The following is a 15,659-nucleotide window of genomic DNA, read 5'->3' on the forward strand; positions in this document are numbered from 1 at the left end:
CCGGTTGTCAGGCTGTTGGCTTCGCTCCCCCTGTGGCAGGCGCTGGCCCAGCAGACACAAGGACTAATTTTGCCACAGCAGCGCCGTTACAGCCAATCCGCATCCTCGCCCGACAGACGGTACGGCACCGTCAGTCGCGTGCTTCGTCCGCCGCCCCTGCGCGGCGGACAAGCTTCCCGTCGACGACGTCGTACCCCAGGTCCTGCAGTTCGGTGCGGTCGGCACGCGGCAGCTTGCCGGCGTCGAACCCTTCGAGGAGGTCCGGGCGGCGCTGGGCCGTCCGGCGAAACTGTTCGTGCCGCCGCCACTGGGCAATCCTGCCGTGGTTGCCGCTCAGCAGCACCGGAGGCACTTCACGCTCCCGCCAGACGGAGGGCTTTGTGTAGACGGGGTACTCCAGCAGACCGTCCGAATGGGACTCCTCCACCAGCGATTCGGGGTTGCCCACGACGCCGGGAAGCAGCCGGCCGATGGCCTCGACCATCGCCAGGACAGCCACCTCCCCGCCGTTCAGGACATAGTCTCCAAGGCTGACGGGCCGGACATCGAAGTGCTCACGGGACCAGTCAATGACGCGTTCGTCGATGCCCTCGTACCGCCCGCACGCGAAGGCCAGGTGATCTTCTTCGGCCAGTTCGTAGGCAAGCGCCTGTGTGAAACGCTCCCCCGCCGGCGACGGGACGATCAGGACCGGCTTGCCGGCCCCTTCCGGACGGTCTCCGGCGATGGACGCAAGGGCCTGTCCCCAAGGCTCGGGCTTCATCACCATGCCGGCGCCGCCGCCGTAGGGAGTGTCATCCACCGTCCGGTGCCTGTCGGTGGTGAAAGTTCGCAGGTCATGGACCCGAAGATCCAGCAGGCCGTCCTGCCGGGCCTTTCCGATCAGCGAGAGTTCCAGCGGTGCCAGGTACTCCGGGAAAATGGTGACGACGTCGATCCGCATCTACGCCTTGCCTTCCTCACCGGGTGAGGCGGCGGCGTCTTCCGAATTCAGTTCGAAGAGGCCGTCCGGCGGGGTGAGAAGGATGTATCCCTCCACAATGTTCACTTCCGGGACGATCTGTTCCACGAACGGGACCAGGATTTCCCCGCCTTCCGGGGTGGTGACCATCAGCAGGTCCTGGGCGGGAGCGGTGTTGAGGGCGGCGACTTTGCCCACCACCTGGTCTCCTACGCGGGCTTCGAGGCCCACGAGTTCATGCTCGTACCAGCCTTCGTCGTCGTCCTCGTCCAGGTCCGCCGTTTCGATGAAGAGCTTGGCACCGCGCAGCGTCTCTGCGTGGTTACGGTCGGCCACCTCTTCGAATGCCAGGAGGAGAATGTCCTTGTTCCAGCGTGCGCTGGTCACCGTCAGCGGGCCGGAGGACGCCGGCTCAACCACGAATTCGGTGCCGGGGACAAAGCGGTCCTCAGGAGCGTCTGTCAGGACCTGGACCGTGACTTCCCCGCGGATGCCGTGGGGCTTGCCGATGCGGGCCACCTGAAGCTGCATGTGTTCCTCTGTTCGGGTCGGTAAAGCGGGTGTTCTGGAAAAGACTCCGGCCCCTCCACCTGCAGGTGGAGGGGCCGGAGCAAAACTGGTGTTGCCGTGCGCTCAGCGGCGGCGGTCGGTGTCGACGACGTCGACCCTTACCTGCTCGCCGCCGGCCAGTGCTGCGACGACGGTGCGCAGTGCGCGTGCCGTGCGGCCCTGGCGGCCGATCACCCGTCCGAGGTCATCCTGATGAACACGCACCTCGAGGGTGTCCCCGCGGCGGTTGTTCTTCGAGCTGACCTTGACGTCGTCCGGGGAATCAACGATCCCGCGGACCAGGTGCTCCAGCGCGTCTGCCAGCAATTTACTCAGCCTCGGTGGTCTCTGCTTCGGCTTCGGCCGGGGCCTCGGCGGCGTCAGACTTGGATGCCTTCTTGGTGATGGCTTCCGGGATGATCACGGAACCCTTTTCCGGGGCAACGAAGGCTTCCTTCTCAGACTTGGTCTTGAGGGTGCCTTCCTGGCCCGGCAGGCCCTTGAACTTCTGCCAGTCACCGGTGATCTTCAGGATCGCGGCAACCTGCTCGGACGGCTGGGCGCCGACGGACAGCCAGTACTGGGCACGCTCGGAGTTGACCTCGATGTACGAGGGCTCTTCGGTGGGGTGGTACTTGCCGATTTCCTCGATGGCGCGGCCGTCACGCTTGGTGCGTGAGTCCGCGACGACGATGCGGTAGTACGGGGCGCGCATCTTGCCGAGGCGCTTAAGGCGAATCTTTACGGCCACTTTTGTGGTCACTCCTGTTTCAGAAAAAGGGGGTGAGCCCGGTTTTCTGCACCCGTGGGGCGGGCCGTACTTGCGGGTTCGAAGGACAGGATCCGGACGCGGAGAGAGGGGCCACGCAGATCGAGTACCTGTTTATTGTGCCAGATGAGCGCCGCGATTTCGACTTGGCGCGGCGCGGGCCGCGGAAGGGGGTTGCAGGAAGGACGCCCCAGGACAGGCCGCGCCAACGGTTACGCGGACCAGACGTACAGTCCCGTCCGTTCTGAATCGTCGACGCCGCCGGCAAGTTCGGCCAGCTGCTGGACATACGCACGGGCCTGGTCGGCGCCGAACGGCATGTCCTCCTGCGCCGCCCACTGCTCGGCGACGTCGTCCAGGACGTTGCCTTCGCCTTCGGTTTCGTAGGTCAGCAGGTCGGCCAGCGCCCGGACCATGGCCGGGGGCACGGCAAGAAGGGAATCGCTGGTGACATCGACCATGGTCAACTCGTAGTCGGCTCCCCCGGCGTGCACGGCCGTACCGGCCAGGTCCCCGAGCTGTTCCACCTCGTAGTCGGTGATGTCCGGGATGCGGACCCCCTGGCCGGCGGGGGCTCCCCCGCCTTCGTCCAGGAGACCGGCGCGCTTGAGCGCTGCATCATGGGTGGCGACAAAGATCTCGGTGAAGCCCATTGGGGAACCTTCCGTCGAAAATGCGGCGGACGGGGCGGTCATCCGCACCGGCCTTTCGCTTTCAGCCTAGTACGGGGGCACCGGCGTCAGCGTACTGCCACCCGGATGTTGTTGCGCCACGGGTCCTCGAACCGCAGCTCGGCCCCGGTGTGGCGGGACGGAACCCCGGCGACTTTCAGGCGGTCAGCCAGCGCGCCGACGTCGTCACCGTTGGGCACTTCGATGAGCACCTCACCCAGGCCCAGCGTGTCCTTCCGGGGCCCGGCGCCCCGGCTGTTCCAGACGTTCATGGCCATGTGGTGGTGGTACCGGCCTGCAGAGACAAAGAGGGCCTGCCCGTGCCACCCCGCGGTCTTCTCGAAGCCGAGGATGCCAACGTAGAAGTTGCGGGCGGACTGCACGTCGCCCACCTGGAGGTGGACGTGGCCGACGCCGGCCGCGGTGGAGTGCTGCGCTTCCAGGGATTCCTCCGTGAGGTGCTGCTCGAGGTAACGCTGCGGCGGCAGTGCCAGGCTGTCCATCACCACGTCCGTCCCATTCCAGGACCAGTTGCTGCGCGGCCGGTCCCAGTACAGCTCAATGCCGTTGCCTTCCGGGTCATTGAAATAGAAGGCCTCGCTGACGAGGTGGTCGGCGCTGCCGGTGAACGAATGCGGGTCGAAGCGGGCGGCGGTGGCGATGGTTGCAGCAAGGGAGGCCTGGTCCTCGAACAACAGCGCGGTATGGAAGAGGCCGGCCTCCCCCCTGCCCGGAAGGTTCAGTCCGGGAGCGGGTGCCAGGTGGACAAGCGGCTTCTGGCGGCGGCCGAGGTAGAGGCCGCCGTCCTGCTCGGCGACGACGTCGAGGCCGAGGGCGCGCTGGTAGTAGTCGGTCATGACCTTCATGTCACCGACCTTGAGCATCACGGTGCCCATGGTGAGGTCGGCGGGAAGAAGATCCTGGCTGGTGGCTTCTGCGGTCATTGAGTGCTCCCTGTGCTGGGGCCGAACTGAGGGAACGGCCTGTCACAGTTAAAATTACTTGAAGCTACAATTTATTCCAAGTACTTTTCTATGGTCCGCGGGTGATGATGCGGCCTCCCAGCACCACGTGGGAAAGATCCCGGACAGCTTCCGGCCGGGTGCGCGGATCCTCCCGGCAGAGAACGACGTCGGCACGCGCCCCCTCAGCCACGCCGTCGGCTCCGAGCCACTCCCGCGCCGCCCAGCAGGCAGCGTCCAGCGCAGCCGCCATGGGCAGGCCTGCCTGGTGCAGGGCAAGGATCTCGTCGGCGATCCTGCCGTGCCTGATGACGCTGCCGGCGTCGGTACCTGCGTAAATCCTCACGCCGGCGTCGTAAGCCTCACCCACCCGCTCCAGGCGCCGCTCCCACAGGGCCATCATGTGCGCCGCGTAGCGCGGGAATTTGTGCCTTGCCTGCGCAGCGATGTCAGGGAACGTGGGATGTTGACCAGGGTAGGGACGATGGGCACGCCCTGTTCCGCAAAACGGGGAAGGTGCCGCTGCAGGAGCCCGGTGGCGTGCTCGATGCAGTCAATGCCCGCATCCAGCATCTGGTCAAGGGTGTCTTCGGCGAAGCAGTGCGCAGTCACACGGGCGCCCTCGTCATGGGCGGCCCGGACGGCGTCACGGACGACGGCGGCCGGAAACGAGGGTGCGAGGTCGCCGGCCCCGCGGTCGATGCAGTCCCCGACGAGCTTGACCCAGCCGTCACCGTCGCGGGCCTGTTTGCGCACGGCCTCCACCAGGTCCTCCGGTTCCACCTCGTCCGCGAAGCCACGGAGGTACCGGCGCGTGCGGGCCACATGGCGCCCGGCCCGGATCAGCACCGGGAAGTCCCGGCCGCCCTGCATCCACCGGGTGTCGGCCGGTGAGCCGGCATCACGCACCAGCAGCGTTCCGGCAGCCAGGTCCGCCCGGGCCTGGCCAGCCGCGGTGGCGGAATCCACCGGACCCTCCACCCCCAGCCCGATATGGCAGTGGGCATCCACCAGGCCGGGCAGCACCCACCCGTCCAGCACCCGGTCCGGAGCCTGCTGCGGGCGGATAAACGTCAGCACCCCGTCCACGGACCACAGGCCCCGGTGTTCGCTGGCCGGCCCGGTCAGCACAGGGCCGCTGAATTCTATGATTTCCGGCATCGGACTCCCTTTTCGTCGCCAGTCAGGCTAGCACCGGCAGTCATGGCAAGGATCGGCGGGGCGGCTGTGGTAGCTTCGTTCCTGACCACACGGGTGCCCCTGCAGGGGCTGAGATCGGGCTGAGGCAGCCTGCGACCGTCGAACCTGTCCGGGTAATGCCGGCGAAGGAAGTGAGTATTCCTTGAGTACACCAAATGAACAGCAGAGCCCTGCCCAAAACCAGTCCGGAAGCGCGCTGCCGGACGGAAAGCCAGGGGCACCTGCCACCCGGTCACTGGCATCACATGCGCTGGCCTTCATCGAAGATGGCGAATCCGGCATCCGGGTCCCGGTGACGGAAATCTCCCTGGAACCGTCCCCCAATGGAGAGGCGAACCCGCCCTTCCGCACCTACCGGACCGCCGGACCGGGCAGTGATCCGGTAATGGGGCTGCCGCCCTTCCGGGCAGCATGGATCGCGGAGAGGGGAGACACCGAGCCGTACAGCGGCAGGGGCAGGAACCTGCTCGACGACGGCCGCTCGGCTGTCCGCCGCGGCGCCGCGTCAGCCGAGTGGAAGGGCGCACAGCCGGTGCCCCGCCGGGCCGTCGTGGGCCGGACCGTAACCCAGATGCACTATGCCAGGCACGGCCTCATAACCCCTGAGATGCGCTTCGTGGCGCTGCGCGAAAACTGCGACGTGGAGCTGGTCCGCAGCGAACTGGCGGCGGGCCGCGCCATCATCCCCAGCAACATCAACCACCCCGAGTCGGAGCCGATGATCATCGGCAAGGCATTCCTGGTGAAGATCAACGCCAACATCGGCAACTCCGCTGTCACCAGTTCCATCGCGGAGGAGGTGGACAAACTGCAGTGGGCCACGCAGTGGGGCGCGGACACCGTGATGGACCTCTCCACCGGCGATGACATCCACACCACGCGGGAATGGATCATCCGGAACTCCCCCGTGCCGATCGGTACCGTGCCCATCTACCAGGCGCTGGAGAAGGTCAATGGCGAAGCCAACAAGCTGACCTGGGAGATCTTCCGCGACACCGTCATTGAGCAGTGCGAGCAGGGCGTGGACTACATGACGGTGCACGCCGGTGTCCTCCTGCGCTACGTGCCGCTGACAGCAAACCGGGTCACAGGCATCGTGTCGCGCGGCGGCTCCATCATGGCCGGCTGGTGCCTGGCGCACCACCAGGAGAATTTCCTCTACACGCACTTCGACGAGCTGTGCGAAATCTTCGCCAAATACGACGTCGCGTTTTCCCTTGGGGACGGGCTGCGGCCGGGCGCCACGGCAGACGCGAACGACGCCGCACAGTTCGCGGAACTGGACACGCTCGCGGAACTCACCCTGCGGGCCTGGGAATACGACGTCCAGGTGATGGTGGAAGGTCCAGGGCACATCCCCTTCCACCTGGTCCGCGAAAACGTGGAGCGCCAGCAGGAGCTATGCAAGGGTGCGCCCTTCTACACCCTGGGTCCCCTGGTTACCGACGTGGCACCCGGCTACGACCACATCACCTCAGCCATCGGCGCCACGGAAATCGCCCGCTACGGCACGGCGATGCTCTGCTACGTGACACCGAAGGAACACCTCGGCCTGCCCAACAAGGACGACGTCAAGACGGGGGTCATCACCTACAAAATCGCAGCGCACGCTGCGGACCTGGCCAAGGGCCACCCCGGCGCGCACGAACGCGATGACGCCCTGTCCAAGGCACGCTTTGAATTCCGCTGGCGCGACCAGTTCGCCCTGTCACTGGATCCGGTGACCGCCGAGGCCTTCCATGACGAGACGCTGCCAGCGGAGCCGGCCAAGACGGCCCATTTCTGCTCCATGTGCGGACCCAAGTTCTGCTCCATGCGGATCAGCCAGGATATTCGGGACGAATACGGAACCGCGGAAGCACAGGCAGCCCTTGCAGACCGGGCCACGGGGATGCGGGAGAAGAGCCAGGAATTCCTGGCATCGGGCGGCAAGGTCTACCTGCCGGAACCGCGGCTGCCCGAGACGGTTTCCACGTAGAAGCCTTCCCCTTCGTCCGGATGGCAATTGGGGGCCGGCCGGGCGGAGGGGAAGCCCGGGCGGTCCGTCAGGACGCGCGGGCGGACCGGGCCCTGCCGACGTCGCTGATAAAGGACCGGACGGCCCGGTCCCCGTCCGGGGAATCATGCGGCCGGTGCCCGCCGGCAGCGGTGCGGTGCACGGCTCCGGTTTCGCGGAGGTAGCCGGCAATTTCCTCATACAGGGGTTCCCACCCGCCGGTCAGGACCAGGGTGGGGACCCCCGGAACAATGTGCAGTGGCGCCTCCCAGGAGGGCGCCTGCAGCCGCAGGCGCCGGGCGGACCGCTTCTCCTCCGCGGTGGCCGGTTCCTGCAGGTCGGTGGCATAGACCCGCCGCACGAACTCGCGCTGGAAGTCTTCGTCGCTGAGCTGGTGCCGGACCTCGAACAAAGGCTGCATGAGGCCGATGTGGGCCGCCGTGGCCGGCAGTTCCGCCGTCAGCGACAGGCATGCCGGTTCCACGAGGGTCAGCGAATAGACGAGATCCGGCCGTTCGACGGCAGCCATCATGGCCGCGATGGCACCCTGGGCGTGGGCCACGACGTGGCCGCCGGCGGCGCCGCGCCCGTCATCAGCGAGCGACCGCAACACGATGGCGGTATCCGCGGCGAAGGAGGACTCCACCGGTTCAGCGACCGGATCGAAGCCGTGGCGGCGCAGGAACAGAGCGTCGTAGGACAGTGCCATGCCATGCTGGCGCGGCCATGCTGCGGCACCGTAACTTCCGGCGCCGTGCACGAACACTACCCTCTGCTTGAACATGTCCCAACCCTATTCCACGGCACAGACTTCCCCGGGAACCGCCCCAGCGACCAGCATTCGGCGCCAGGCAGGGCGCTGCGGGAGTATCCCCTGCTGGTCAGCCCGGCGGAACCCCCTACTTGCCGAGGAACTTGTCGAAGCCCTTGGGCAGGTTCAACTGGGACGGGTCAAAGTCGCCGGACTGCTGGCCGAAGGCAGCGCCGGTCGGGAGCGCCTTGGCGGCGTTGGCCCGGCGTGCCTCGGCTTCCTTCCGCTCCTGGGCCGCCTTGGCCGGATTGCCGGACTTTGCCTTCTTCTTCGGCGCGCTCTTGGCGTTCTTCCGCGCTCCCCCTCCGGCGCCGGGAAGGCCAGGCATGCCCGGCATCCCCGGCATGCCACCCTGGGCCATCTTCTTCATCATCTTCTGGGCCTGCGCAAAGCGCTCCAGCAGGCCGTTGACCTCGGAAACGTGGACACCGGAACCGCGGGCGATACGGGCGCGGCGCGAGCCGTTGATGATCTTGGGGGCCAGGCGCTCGTGCGGCGTCATGGAGCGGACGATCGCTTCCACGCGGTCGATCTCGCGCTCGTCGAACTGCTCCAGCTGCTGGCGGATGTTCTGGGCACCCGGCATCATCATGAGCATTTTCTTCATCGATCCCATGTTGCGGATCTGCTGCATCTGGGCGAGGAAGTCCTCCAGGGTGAAGTCTTCCTGGTCGGCGAATTTCTTCGCCATCCGGGCAGCTTCTTCCTTGTCCCAGGACTTCTCGGCCTGCTCGATAAGCGTGAGGACATCGCCCATGTCCAGGATGCGCGAGGCCATCCGGTCCGGATGGAACAGCTCGAAGTCGTCCAGTCCTTCACCCGTGGAGGCGAACATGACCGGCTTGCCGGTGACCGACGCGACGGAAAGCGCCGCACCGCCGCGGGCGTCGCCGTCGAGCTTGGACAGGACAATGCCGGTGAAGTTCACGCCCTCGTCGAAGGCGAGCGCCGTGTTCACCGCGTCCTGGCCGATCATGGAGTCGATGACGAACAGCACTTCGTTGGGCACGATGGCGCGGCGGATCTGGCGCGCCTGCTCCATCATGTCGGCGTCGACGCCGAGCCGGCCGGCGGTGTCGACGATGACGACGTCGTGCAGCTTCTGGCGGGCTTCCTCGACGCCGGCGCGGGCCACTTCCACGGGATCGCCCGCGGGCCGGTCGAGTTCAGTGGAGGTGGCACCCGGGTGCGGAGCGAAGACGGGTACCTTGGCCCGCTCGCCCACCACCCGCAGCTGGGTGACGGCGTTGGGGCGCTGGAGGTCGCAGGCCACCAGGATGGGGCTGTGGCCCTGGGCCTTGAGCCACTTGGAGAGCTTGCCGGCGAGGGTGGTCTTACCGGCGCCCTGGAGGCCGGCCAGCATGATGATGGTGGGGCCGCTCTTGGCGAGGCGGATGCGCCGGGTCTCGCCGCCCAGGATCTCCTGCAGTTCCTCGTTGACGATCTTGACGATCTGCTGGCTCGGGTTCAGCGCTGCCGACACCTCGGCGCCGAGGGCGCGTTCGCGGACCCGCCCAGTGAATTCGCGGACCACGGGAACGGCAACGTCCGCGTCAAGGAGGGCACGGCGGATCTCACGGACTGTGGCATCGACGTCCGCCTCAGTGAGGCGGCCCTTGCCGCGGAGATTCTTGAAGGTTGCTGTCAACCGGTCAGACAGAGAATTGAACACGCGCCGCGCACTTCTTTCAGGAGATGATCGGGACTCGACTATCTAGGGTACCAAGTCGGGCCCGGCAGATGGCATGCTGGCAAAATGACGAGCCAAACAACTGTAAAAACCCTGCTCATCCTCGGCGCCTCGGGAGATCTGACCGGCCGGCTGCTCCTTCCCGGCCTGGCGCGCCTGGTGGCAAGGGGACGCGGGGCCGGGCTCCGGCTAGTCGGGGCAGGGTCGGACCCCTGGACGCCGGAGCAGTGGCGGGAACGCGTGCAGTCATCCTTCACTGCGGCGGCCGAGGCTGCCGGGGCCGACGGCCGGGATGCTCTGAAGTCGCTGGAAAAGGAGACCGTCTACCACCAGCTGGATGTCACCGCCGGTGGTGCCCTTGCGGCGTTACTGAACAGCCTCGAGGGACCGGTGGCAGTGTACTTCGCACTCCCGCCGAAGATCAGCCAGCTTGCCTGCGAATCCCTGCGGCCGCAGGACGTTCCGACCGGGACCCGGCTGGTGATGGAGAAGCCGTTCGGTTCAAGCGAGGAGTCCGCACGCTCCCTCAACCAAACCCTGGTGCGGCTCGTCCCCGAGGACCACATCCACCGCGTGGACCATTTCCTCGGCAAGGCCACCGTGCTGAACATCCTGGGGCTGCGCTTCGCGAACAACTTCCTGGAGCCGGTCTGGAACCGGCACCACGTCGAAAAGGTGGAAATCATCTTCGACGAGGACCTCGCCCTGGAGGGGCGCGCCCGCTACTACGACGGCGCCGGCGCCCTCCGGGACATGATCCAAAGCCACCTCCTGCAGATCATGGCACTGATGGCCATCGAACCTCCCGCCACCATCCGCGAGCGCGACCTGCGGGACGCCATCTCCGCGGTCCTGCGTGCCAGCAGCGTCAACACCCCTTTGGCCGCCTGCACCCGGCGGGCACGCTACACGGCCGGAACTGTGGCGGGGAAGAACGTCCCCGACTATGCCAGGGAAGAGGGTGTGGACCCGAAGCGCGGGACCGAAACGCTCGCCGAGATCGAGGTCGGGATCGACAACTGGCGGTGGAAGGGTGTCCCCTTCATCCTCCGTTCGGGCAAGGCCCTGGGTGCCAAACGGAAGGAGGCAATTGTCACGTTCCGGCCGGTACCGCACCTTCCCGCGGGCTTCACGGGTGTCGACTCCCCCAACCAGCTGCGGATTGGCTTCGGCCCCGACACCCTGCAGTTCGACGTCGACGTGAACGGCCCGGGCGATATTTTCAGCCTCAGCCGGGCGACCCTCGAAACAAAACTCAGCGCCTCGGACCTGCTCCCCTACGGGGAAGTCCTCGAAGGGGTCCTGGCCGGTGATCCGCTGCTCTCGGTCCGGGGCGACACGGCAGAGGAATGCTGGCGGATTGTTGAACCGGTGCTCACGGCGTGGCAGCAGGACGCGTTGCTGCTGGAGGAGTACGACGCCGGTTCGGCCGGCCCAGCCGCCTGGCCCACCACCGGACGGCGCGGGTAGGCCGCAGGCCGTCCGGGACCTGCCCTGCCTGCTCCCGGCACAGCAGCTTCCCGGCACAGCAAAGGCGGACGGGATACCTTCCGGTATGCCGCCCGCCTGCTGCTTACTGACCGCCCTGCCCTAGATTGCGGCTACTCCGCGTTCGCCCGTCCGGACCCGGACGGCTTCGAAGACGTCCACTGTCCAGACCTTGCCGTCCCCGGCGCGGCCGGTGTTGGAGCTGGCGATGATCACGTCCAGGATGTCGTCCGCCTGCTCGTCCGTGGCCAGCACCTCCACCCGGATCTTGGGCAGGAGGTCAACGTTGTACTCCGCTCCCCGGTAGACCTCCGTGTAGCCGCGCTGCCGGCCGTAACCGCTGGCCGCGCTGACCGTCAGGCCCTGTACGCCGTAGGCTTCCAGTCCTTCCCGGATTGCTTCGAGCTTTTCCGGCCTGACGATTGCAGTGATCAGTTTCATGCCCCCACGCTTTCCTTACCTGTTGCTGATTCGTTCTGCTGTGCAGCCTTTGCCGGCTGGGCCGCGGAATCCTGCTGGCCCTTGCCCGTGATCATGTCGTGCAGCGGCTGGAAGGATCCGCCGTGGCCGCCCACACCGAACTCGTACGCCGTTTCGGCGTGCAGGCTGAGGTCCACGCCCACGGTTTCCTGTTCCTGCGAGACCCGGAAGCCCATGGTCTTGTGGATGGCAAGGGCGATGATGAGCGTCAGGATTGCCGAGTAGGCGATGGCGATGCCGGCGGCTGCGAGCTGGGCCCACATCTGGGTCATGCCGCCGCCGTAGAAGAGGCCGCCGCCCACGCCGTCGGTGGGAAGTGCGATGAAGCCCAGGGCCACGGTGCCGATGATGCCGGACACGAGGTGCACGCCGACGACGTCGAGCGAGTCATCGAAGCCCCAGCGGAACTTCAGGCCGACCGCGAGGGCTGACGCCACACCGGCCACGACGCCGAGGCCGAGGGCACCCACGGGGCTGACGTTGGCGCAGGCCGGGGTAATGGCAACCAGGCCGGCAACCACGCCGGAGGCGGCACCGAGTGAAGTGGGGTGTCCGTCACGGATGCGCTCGGTGACGAGCCAGCCCAGCATTGCGGCGGCGGGAGCGGCGAGGGTGTTGACCCAGATCAGGCCGCCCTGTTCTGCGGAAGAGGCGAGGCCGCCGTTGAACCCGAACCAGCCGAACCACAGGATCGCAGCGCCGAGCATGACGAACGGGATGTTGTGCGGGCGGTGGTTGGGGTCCTTGCCGAAGCCCTTGCGGTTGCCGATGATGAGGACCAGGATCAGGGCCGCCACGCCGGCGTTGATGTGGACCACGGTTCCGCCTGCGAAGTCGATGGCCGGGCCGAGTGCCTGGCCGATGGCGCCTTCCTCACCGAAGAGGCCGCCACCCCACACCATGTAGGCAAGGGGGCAGTACACCAGCGTGACCCAGACCGGCACGAAGACGCTCCAGGCGCCGAACTTAGCGCGGTCGGCGATCGCGCCGCTGATCAGGGCCACGGTGATGATGGCGAAGGTTGCCCCGTAGCCGACAAGGATGAGGCCGTCGGGCGAATCCGCCGTGTTGACTCCCTCGAGGCCGAAGTTCGCGAACGGGTTCCCGACGATCTGGAGGAAACCGTCACCGCCCGTCATGGAGTAGCCCCACAGGACCCACACAACGCTCACGATGCCGATGGAGATGAAGCTCATCATCATCATGTTCAGTGCTGCCTTGGCGCGGGTCATGCCGCCGTAGAAAAATGCCAGACCCGGTGTCATGAGCAGCACGAGCGCTGCCGCCACCATGAGCCATACGTGACCTGCGGTAAGTTCCATGGTGCACGTCCTCTCTCATCCGAATGTTGCGGAGTTCTCCGCCTGCCAACGCCGTTTGCGTCCTGTAAGAAGTGTGTCGGCGGCGTGTTTCGCCCGGAGAGGATTTAGATTGCCGGTCTGTTACAAGAACCTCTAGGAAGTAAATGGTGCATATCCGGGTTGTTACGGTTGTGTTTCACCACCCCAGCCGCATCCCGGCCACTCACTGTGCAAGGAACTTCGCTTCATGACTGCAGCACCCCGCGTCAGCGGTGCCACATCACGGATCCTGGCCCGGCTTCGGCCAGGAAGGGACAAGCTCCCGCGCGATATCAAGGTGATGCTGGTTGCGGCGTTCCTGATCGCGCTTGGATTCGGGCTTGTTGCGCCCGTATTGCCGCAGTTCGCCACAACCTTCGGGGTGGGAAACACCGAGGCTGCGGTGATCGTGGCCATCTTCGCCTTCATGCGGCTGGTCTTTGCGCCGGCGGGGGGCACGCTGATCGGCCGGCTGGGTGAACGGCCGGTCTACGTGGCGGGGCTGCTGATCGTGGCGGCCTCCACGGCAGCATGCGCCTTCGCCGGGAACTATTGGCAGTTGCTGCTCTTCCGCGGCCTGGGCGGTGCCGGATCGGTCATGTTCACCGTCGCCTCCATGGCGCTGGTGGTGCGCCTGGCCCCGCCGGAGAGCCGCGGCCGCGTATCAGGGGCTTACGCATCCGCGTTCCTGGTCGGCAACGTCTGCGGGCCCATCGTGGGCGGCCTGCTGGCCGGGTTCGGCCTGCGCATCCCGTTCCTGGCCTATGCGGCCGCCCTGGTGGTGGCCGCCGTCGTGGTCCAAACCCAGCTGAGCCACCAGCGCCGCGGATCAACGGATGGGCGGACGAAGGCCCCGGACATGCAGTTCGGCGAAGCCCTGGCTACTGGGGCCTACCGGTCGGCGCTGTTTTCCAGCTTTGCCAACGGGTGGGCGACGTTTGGGGTGCGGATGGCCACGGTTCCGCTGTTTGCGGCTGCTGCCTTTGGTTCCGGACCGGAAGCTGCGGGCCTGGCCCTGGCTGTCTTCGCCGGTGGAAATGCGCTGGCCCTGACCTTCTCGGGGCGCCTGGCCGACACACTGGGGCGCAAGCCGATGATGATCTGGGGCCTGCTCGTCGCGGGCCTGGCCACCGCGGGCATCGGCTTCACCCAGGACCTGTGGTGGTTCCTGGCCGCCTCGGCGCTGGCCGGGATCGGGTCGGGTCTGTTCGGCCCCGCACAGCAGGCTGCCGTTGCGGACGTGATCGGGAACGGGCGCTCCGGCGGCAAGGTGCTTGCGGTCTACCAGATGGCATCCGACGTCGGTGCGATCGCGGGGCCGGTCCTGGCCGGAGTGCTGGCTGACCGGCTGGGCTTCGGCTGGGCTTTCGGCGCCACCGGCGGCATCATGCTGGTGGCGGCCTGCACCTGGCTGGCAACCCGCGAAACGCTGCGGCAGGCGAAGCCTTGAAAGCCGAGAGCCGGCACCCGGCCTGGTAAGGGACCGGGTGCCGGCTCCGGACGCCCTAGTTCAGAAGCGCGTCAACGAAGCTTTCGGCTTCGAACGGGGCGAGGTCGTCCGCCCCTTCACCCAGGCCGATCAGCTTCACGGGAACGCCAAGGCTCTTCTGGATGGCGACGACGATCCCGCCCTTGGCCGTTCCGTCCAGCTTGGTCAGGACGATGCCGGTGATGTTGACCACTTCCGAGAAGACCCGCGCCTGGTTCAGGCCGTTCTGGCCGGTGGTTGCATCCAGGACCAGCAGGACCTCGTCCACCTCGGCAAGCTTTTCCACCACGCGCTTGACCTTGCCGAGCTCGTCCATGAGGCCCACCTTGTTCTGGAGCCGCCCCGCGGTATCGATCATGACCACGTCGACTTCCTGGTCGATGCCGGCCTTGACAGCCTCATAGGCAACGGAGGCCGGGTCGGCGCCGTCGATGTCCGACTTCACCGTGGGAACCCCCACCCGCTGGCCCCAGGTTGCCAGCTGCTCGGCGGCAGCGGCGCGGAAGGTGTCCGCGGCTCCCAGCAGGACATCCTTGTCTTCGGCGACCAGCACGCGGGCGAGCTTGCCTACCGTGGTGGTCTTGCCCACGCCGTTGACGCCCACCACCATCATGACGGCTGGCTTGTCGGCGTGCCGCTGGACGTTGAGGCTCCGGTCCATCGTGGGGTCCACGAGTTTGATGAGTTCTTCCCGCAGCAGCGCCTTGACCTGCTCAGGTGTCCGGGTGCCCAGCACCTTGACCCGCTCGCGCAGGGCGTCCACGAGCTGCATGGTGGGTTCGGTGCCAAGGTCTGCCAGCAGCAGCGTTTCCTCGACCTCGTCCCAGACGTTCTCGTCGATCTTGTCGCTGGAAAGCAGGGCCAGCAGGCCTTTGCCCATGATGTTGTTGGAGCGGACAAGCCGCTCCCGCAGGCGGACCAGGCGGCCGGCGACGGGCAGCGGGGTTTCCACCGGGATGACTTCCAGCCCGGCCGCATCATCGGGAACCGTGGTGGTGTCCAGGTCCTCGACGTCGACCCCGGCCGGCGCCTTCCGGTCCACCGCCGGCGCCGGGCGTTCATCGACGAGGGTGCTGCCGCCGGACTGCACTTCGGGGTCGTTTGCATCACGGGTGCCCGGGTACTGGGTGATGTTCTTCCGAGTCTTCAGCAGGACAGGAATCAGCCCGCCGATAACCGCCAGGGCAGCAACAATGGACAGAATAATGGGAAGGATGTCATTCACTCCCCTAGCTTCTCACAAGGAAGCGGGC

General features: G+C 66.8%; 14 protein-coding genes, 1 pseudogene and 1 riboswitch. Of the genes and pseudogenes, 3 read left to right on the top strand and 12 right to left on the bottom strand.

What is annotated here, in order from left to right; translation table 11 throughout:
• Window positions 1-130 precede the first annotated feature (130 nt).
• From trmD to AC5RU7_RS00675, 7 genes and pseudogenes are all read right to left on the bottom strand, one after another.
• Complete coding sequence (gene trmD, locus AC5RU7_RS00645) at window positions 131-943, bottom strand: tRNA (guanosine(37)-N1)-methyltransferase TrmD (protein ID WP_494050676.1); 813 nt, start codon at window positions 941-943, stop codon at window positions 131-133.
• The gene (rimM, locus tag AC5RU7_RS00650) at window positions 944-1,492 is read right to left on the bottom strand and encodes a ribosome maturation factor RimM (protein ID WP_494050677.1); all 549 of its coding nucleotides are present in this window, start codon (window positions 1,490-1,492) and stop codon (window positions 944-946) included.
• A gap of 102 nt (window positions 1,493-1,594) precedes the next feature.
• Window positions 1,595-1,837 carry an RNA-binding protein gene (locus tag AC5RU7_RS00655; RefSeq protein WP_494050678.1) on the bottom strand — a complete coding sequence of 81 codons (243 nt, stop codon included), beginning with the start codon at window positions 1,835-1,837 and terminating at the stop codon, window positions 1,595-1,597.
• A 1-nt stretch (window position 1,838) separates the two neighbouring features.
• Window positions 1,839-2,261, bottom strand: coding sequence for a 30S ribosomal protein S16 (gene rpsP / locus AC5RU7_RS00660; protein WP_009359301.1), 423 nt, complete (start codon window positions 2,259-2,261; stop codon window positions 1,839-1,841).
• 230 nt (window positions 2,262-2,491) lie between these two features.
• Window positions 2,492-2,932 (bottom strand): hypothetical protein, encoded by a 441-nt coding sequence (locus AC5RU7_RS00665; protein ID WP_494008547.1) that lies wholly within the window; start codon window positions 2,930-2,932, stop codon window positions 2,492-2,494.
• A gap of 86 nt (window positions 2,933-3,018) precedes the next feature.
• On the bottom strand, window positions 3,019-3,894 hold the full coding sequence (locus tag AC5RU7_RS00670; protein ID WP_494008548.1) for a VOC family protein: 876 nt from the start codon (window positions 3,892-3,894) through the stop codon (window positions 3,019-3,021).
• An 88-nt stretch (window positions 3,895-3,982) separates the two neighbouring features.
• Window positions 3,983-5,073, bottom strand: a pseudogene (locus AC5RU7_RS00675) (amidohydrolase family protein).
• A 79-nt stretch (window positions 5,074-5,152) separates the two neighbouring features.
• Window positions 5,153-5,260, top strand: a riboswitch (TPP riboswitch).
• Between AC5RU7_RS00675 and thiC the strand changes: the two are divergent.
• A complete protein-coding gene (gene thiC / locus AC5RU7_RS00680) occupies window positions 5,255-7,090 on the top strand; it encodes a phosphomethylpyrimidine synthase ThiC (protein WP_494050679.1) in 1,836 nt (611 codons plus the stop codon). Its footprint overlaps the riboswitch before it by 6 nt.
• Window positions 7,091-7,157: 67 nt before the next feature.
• Here thiC and AC5RU7_RS00685 read toward each other — a convergent pair whose 3' ends face one another.
• The gene (locus AC5RU7_RS00685; protein WP_494050680.1) at window positions 7,158-7,892 is read right to left on the bottom strand and encodes an alpha/beta hydrolase; all 735 of its coding nucleotides are present in this window, start codon (window positions 7,890-7,892) and stop codon (window positions 7,158-7,160) included.
• Between the two features lie 115 nt (window positions 7,893-8,007).
• Window positions 8,008-9,591 carry a signal recognition particle protein gene (gene ffh, locus AC5RU7_RS00690; protein ID WP_494050681.1) on the bottom strand — a complete coding sequence of 528 codons (1,584 nt, stop codon included), beginning with the start codon at window positions 9,589-9,591 and terminating at the stop codon, window positions 8,008-8,010.
• Window positions 9,592-9,675: 84 nt separating this feature from the next.
• Between ffh and AC5RU7_RS00695 the strand changes: the two genes are divergently transcribed.
• On the top strand, window positions 9,676-11,079 hold the full coding sequence (locus AC5RU7_RS00695) for a glucose-6-phosphate dehydrogenase (RefSeq protein WP_494050682.1): 1,404 nt from the start codon (window positions 9,676-9,678) through the stop codon (window positions 11,077-11,079).
• 120 nt (window positions 11,080-11,199) lie between these two features.
• Here AC5RU7_RS00695 and AC5RU7_RS00700 read toward each other — a convergent pair whose 3' ends face one another.
• Both AC5RU7_RS00700 and AC5RU7_RS00705 read right to left on the bottom strand, forming a co-directional pair.
• Window positions 11,200-11,538, bottom strand: coding sequence for a P-II family nitrogen regulator (locus AC5RU7_RS00700; protein ID WP_255768384.1), 339 nt, complete (start codon window positions 11,536-11,538; stop codon window positions 11,200-11,202).
• Window positions 11,535-12,899 carry an ammonium transporter gene (locus AC5RU7_RS00705; protein WP_494050683.1) on the bottom strand — a complete coding sequence of 455 codons (1,365 nt, stop codon included), beginning with the start codon at window positions 12,897-12,899 and terminating at the stop codon, window positions 11,535-11,537. Before AC5RU7_RS00705 ends, AC5RU7_RS00700 begins: the two co-directional genes overlap by 4 nt.
• Before the next feature lie 226 nt (window positions 12,900-13,125).
• Here AC5RU7_RS00705 and AC5RU7_RS00710 point away from each other — a divergent pair, with 226 nt between their 5' ends.
• Window positions 13,126-14,367 carry an MFS transporter gene (locus AC5RU7_RS00710; RefSeq protein ID WP_494050684.1) on the top strand — a complete coding sequence of 414 codons (1,242 nt, stop codon included), beginning with the start codon at window positions 13,126-13,128 and terminating at the stop codon, window positions 14,365-14,367.
• Between the two features lie 55 nt (window positions 14,368-14,422).
• Here AC5RU7_RS00710 and ftsY read toward each other — a convergent pair whose 3' ends face one another.
• Complete coding sequence (gene ftsY / locus AC5RU7_RS00715) at window positions 14,423-15,631, bottom strand: signal recognition particle-docking protein FtsY (RefSeq protein ID WP_494050685.1); 1,209 nt, start codon at window positions 15,629-15,631, stop codon at window positions 14,423-14,425.
• Window positions 15,632-15,659 lie beyond the last annotated feature (28 nt).

This window comes from Arthrobacter sp. K410C (genome assembly GCF_059090105.1).

Coding starts and splice junctions, on each gene's coding strand:
- trmD (WP_494050676.1), bottom strand. CDS start 943: ATGCGGATCGACGTCGTCACCATTTTCCCGGAGTACCTGGCACCGCTG.
- rimM (WP_494050677.1), bottom strand. CDS start 1,492: ATGCAGCTTCAGGTGGCCCGCATCGGCAAGCCCCACGGCATCCGCGGG.
- AC5RU7_RS00665 (WP_494008547.1), bottom strand. CDS start 2,932: ATGGGCTTCACCGAGATCTTTGTCGCCACCCATGATGCAGCGCTCAAG.
- AC5RU7_RS00670 (WP_494008548.1), bottom strand. CDS start 3,894: ATGACCGCAGAAGCCACCAGCCAGGATCTTCTTCCCGCCGACCTCACC.
- AC5RU7_RS00685 (WP_494050680.1), bottom strand. CDS start 7,892: ATGTTCAAGCAGAGGGTAGTGTTCGTGCACGGCGCCGGAAGTTACGGT.
- AC5RU7_RS00695 (WP_494050682.1), top strand. CDS start 9,676: ATGACGAGCCAAACAACTGTAAAAACCCTGCTCATCCTCGGCGCCTCG.
- AC5RU7_RS00700 (WP_255768384.1), bottom strand. CDS start 11,538: ATGAAACTGATCACTGCAATCGTCAGGCCGGAAAAGCTCGAAGCAATC.
- AC5RU7_RS00705 (WP_494050683.1), bottom strand. CDS start 12,899: ATGGAACTTACCGCAGGTCACGTATGGCTCATGGTGGCGGCAGCGCTC.
- AC5RU7_RS00710 (WP_494050684.1), top strand. CDS start 13,126: ATGACTGCAGCACCCCGCGTCAGCGGTGCCACATCACGGATCCTGGCC.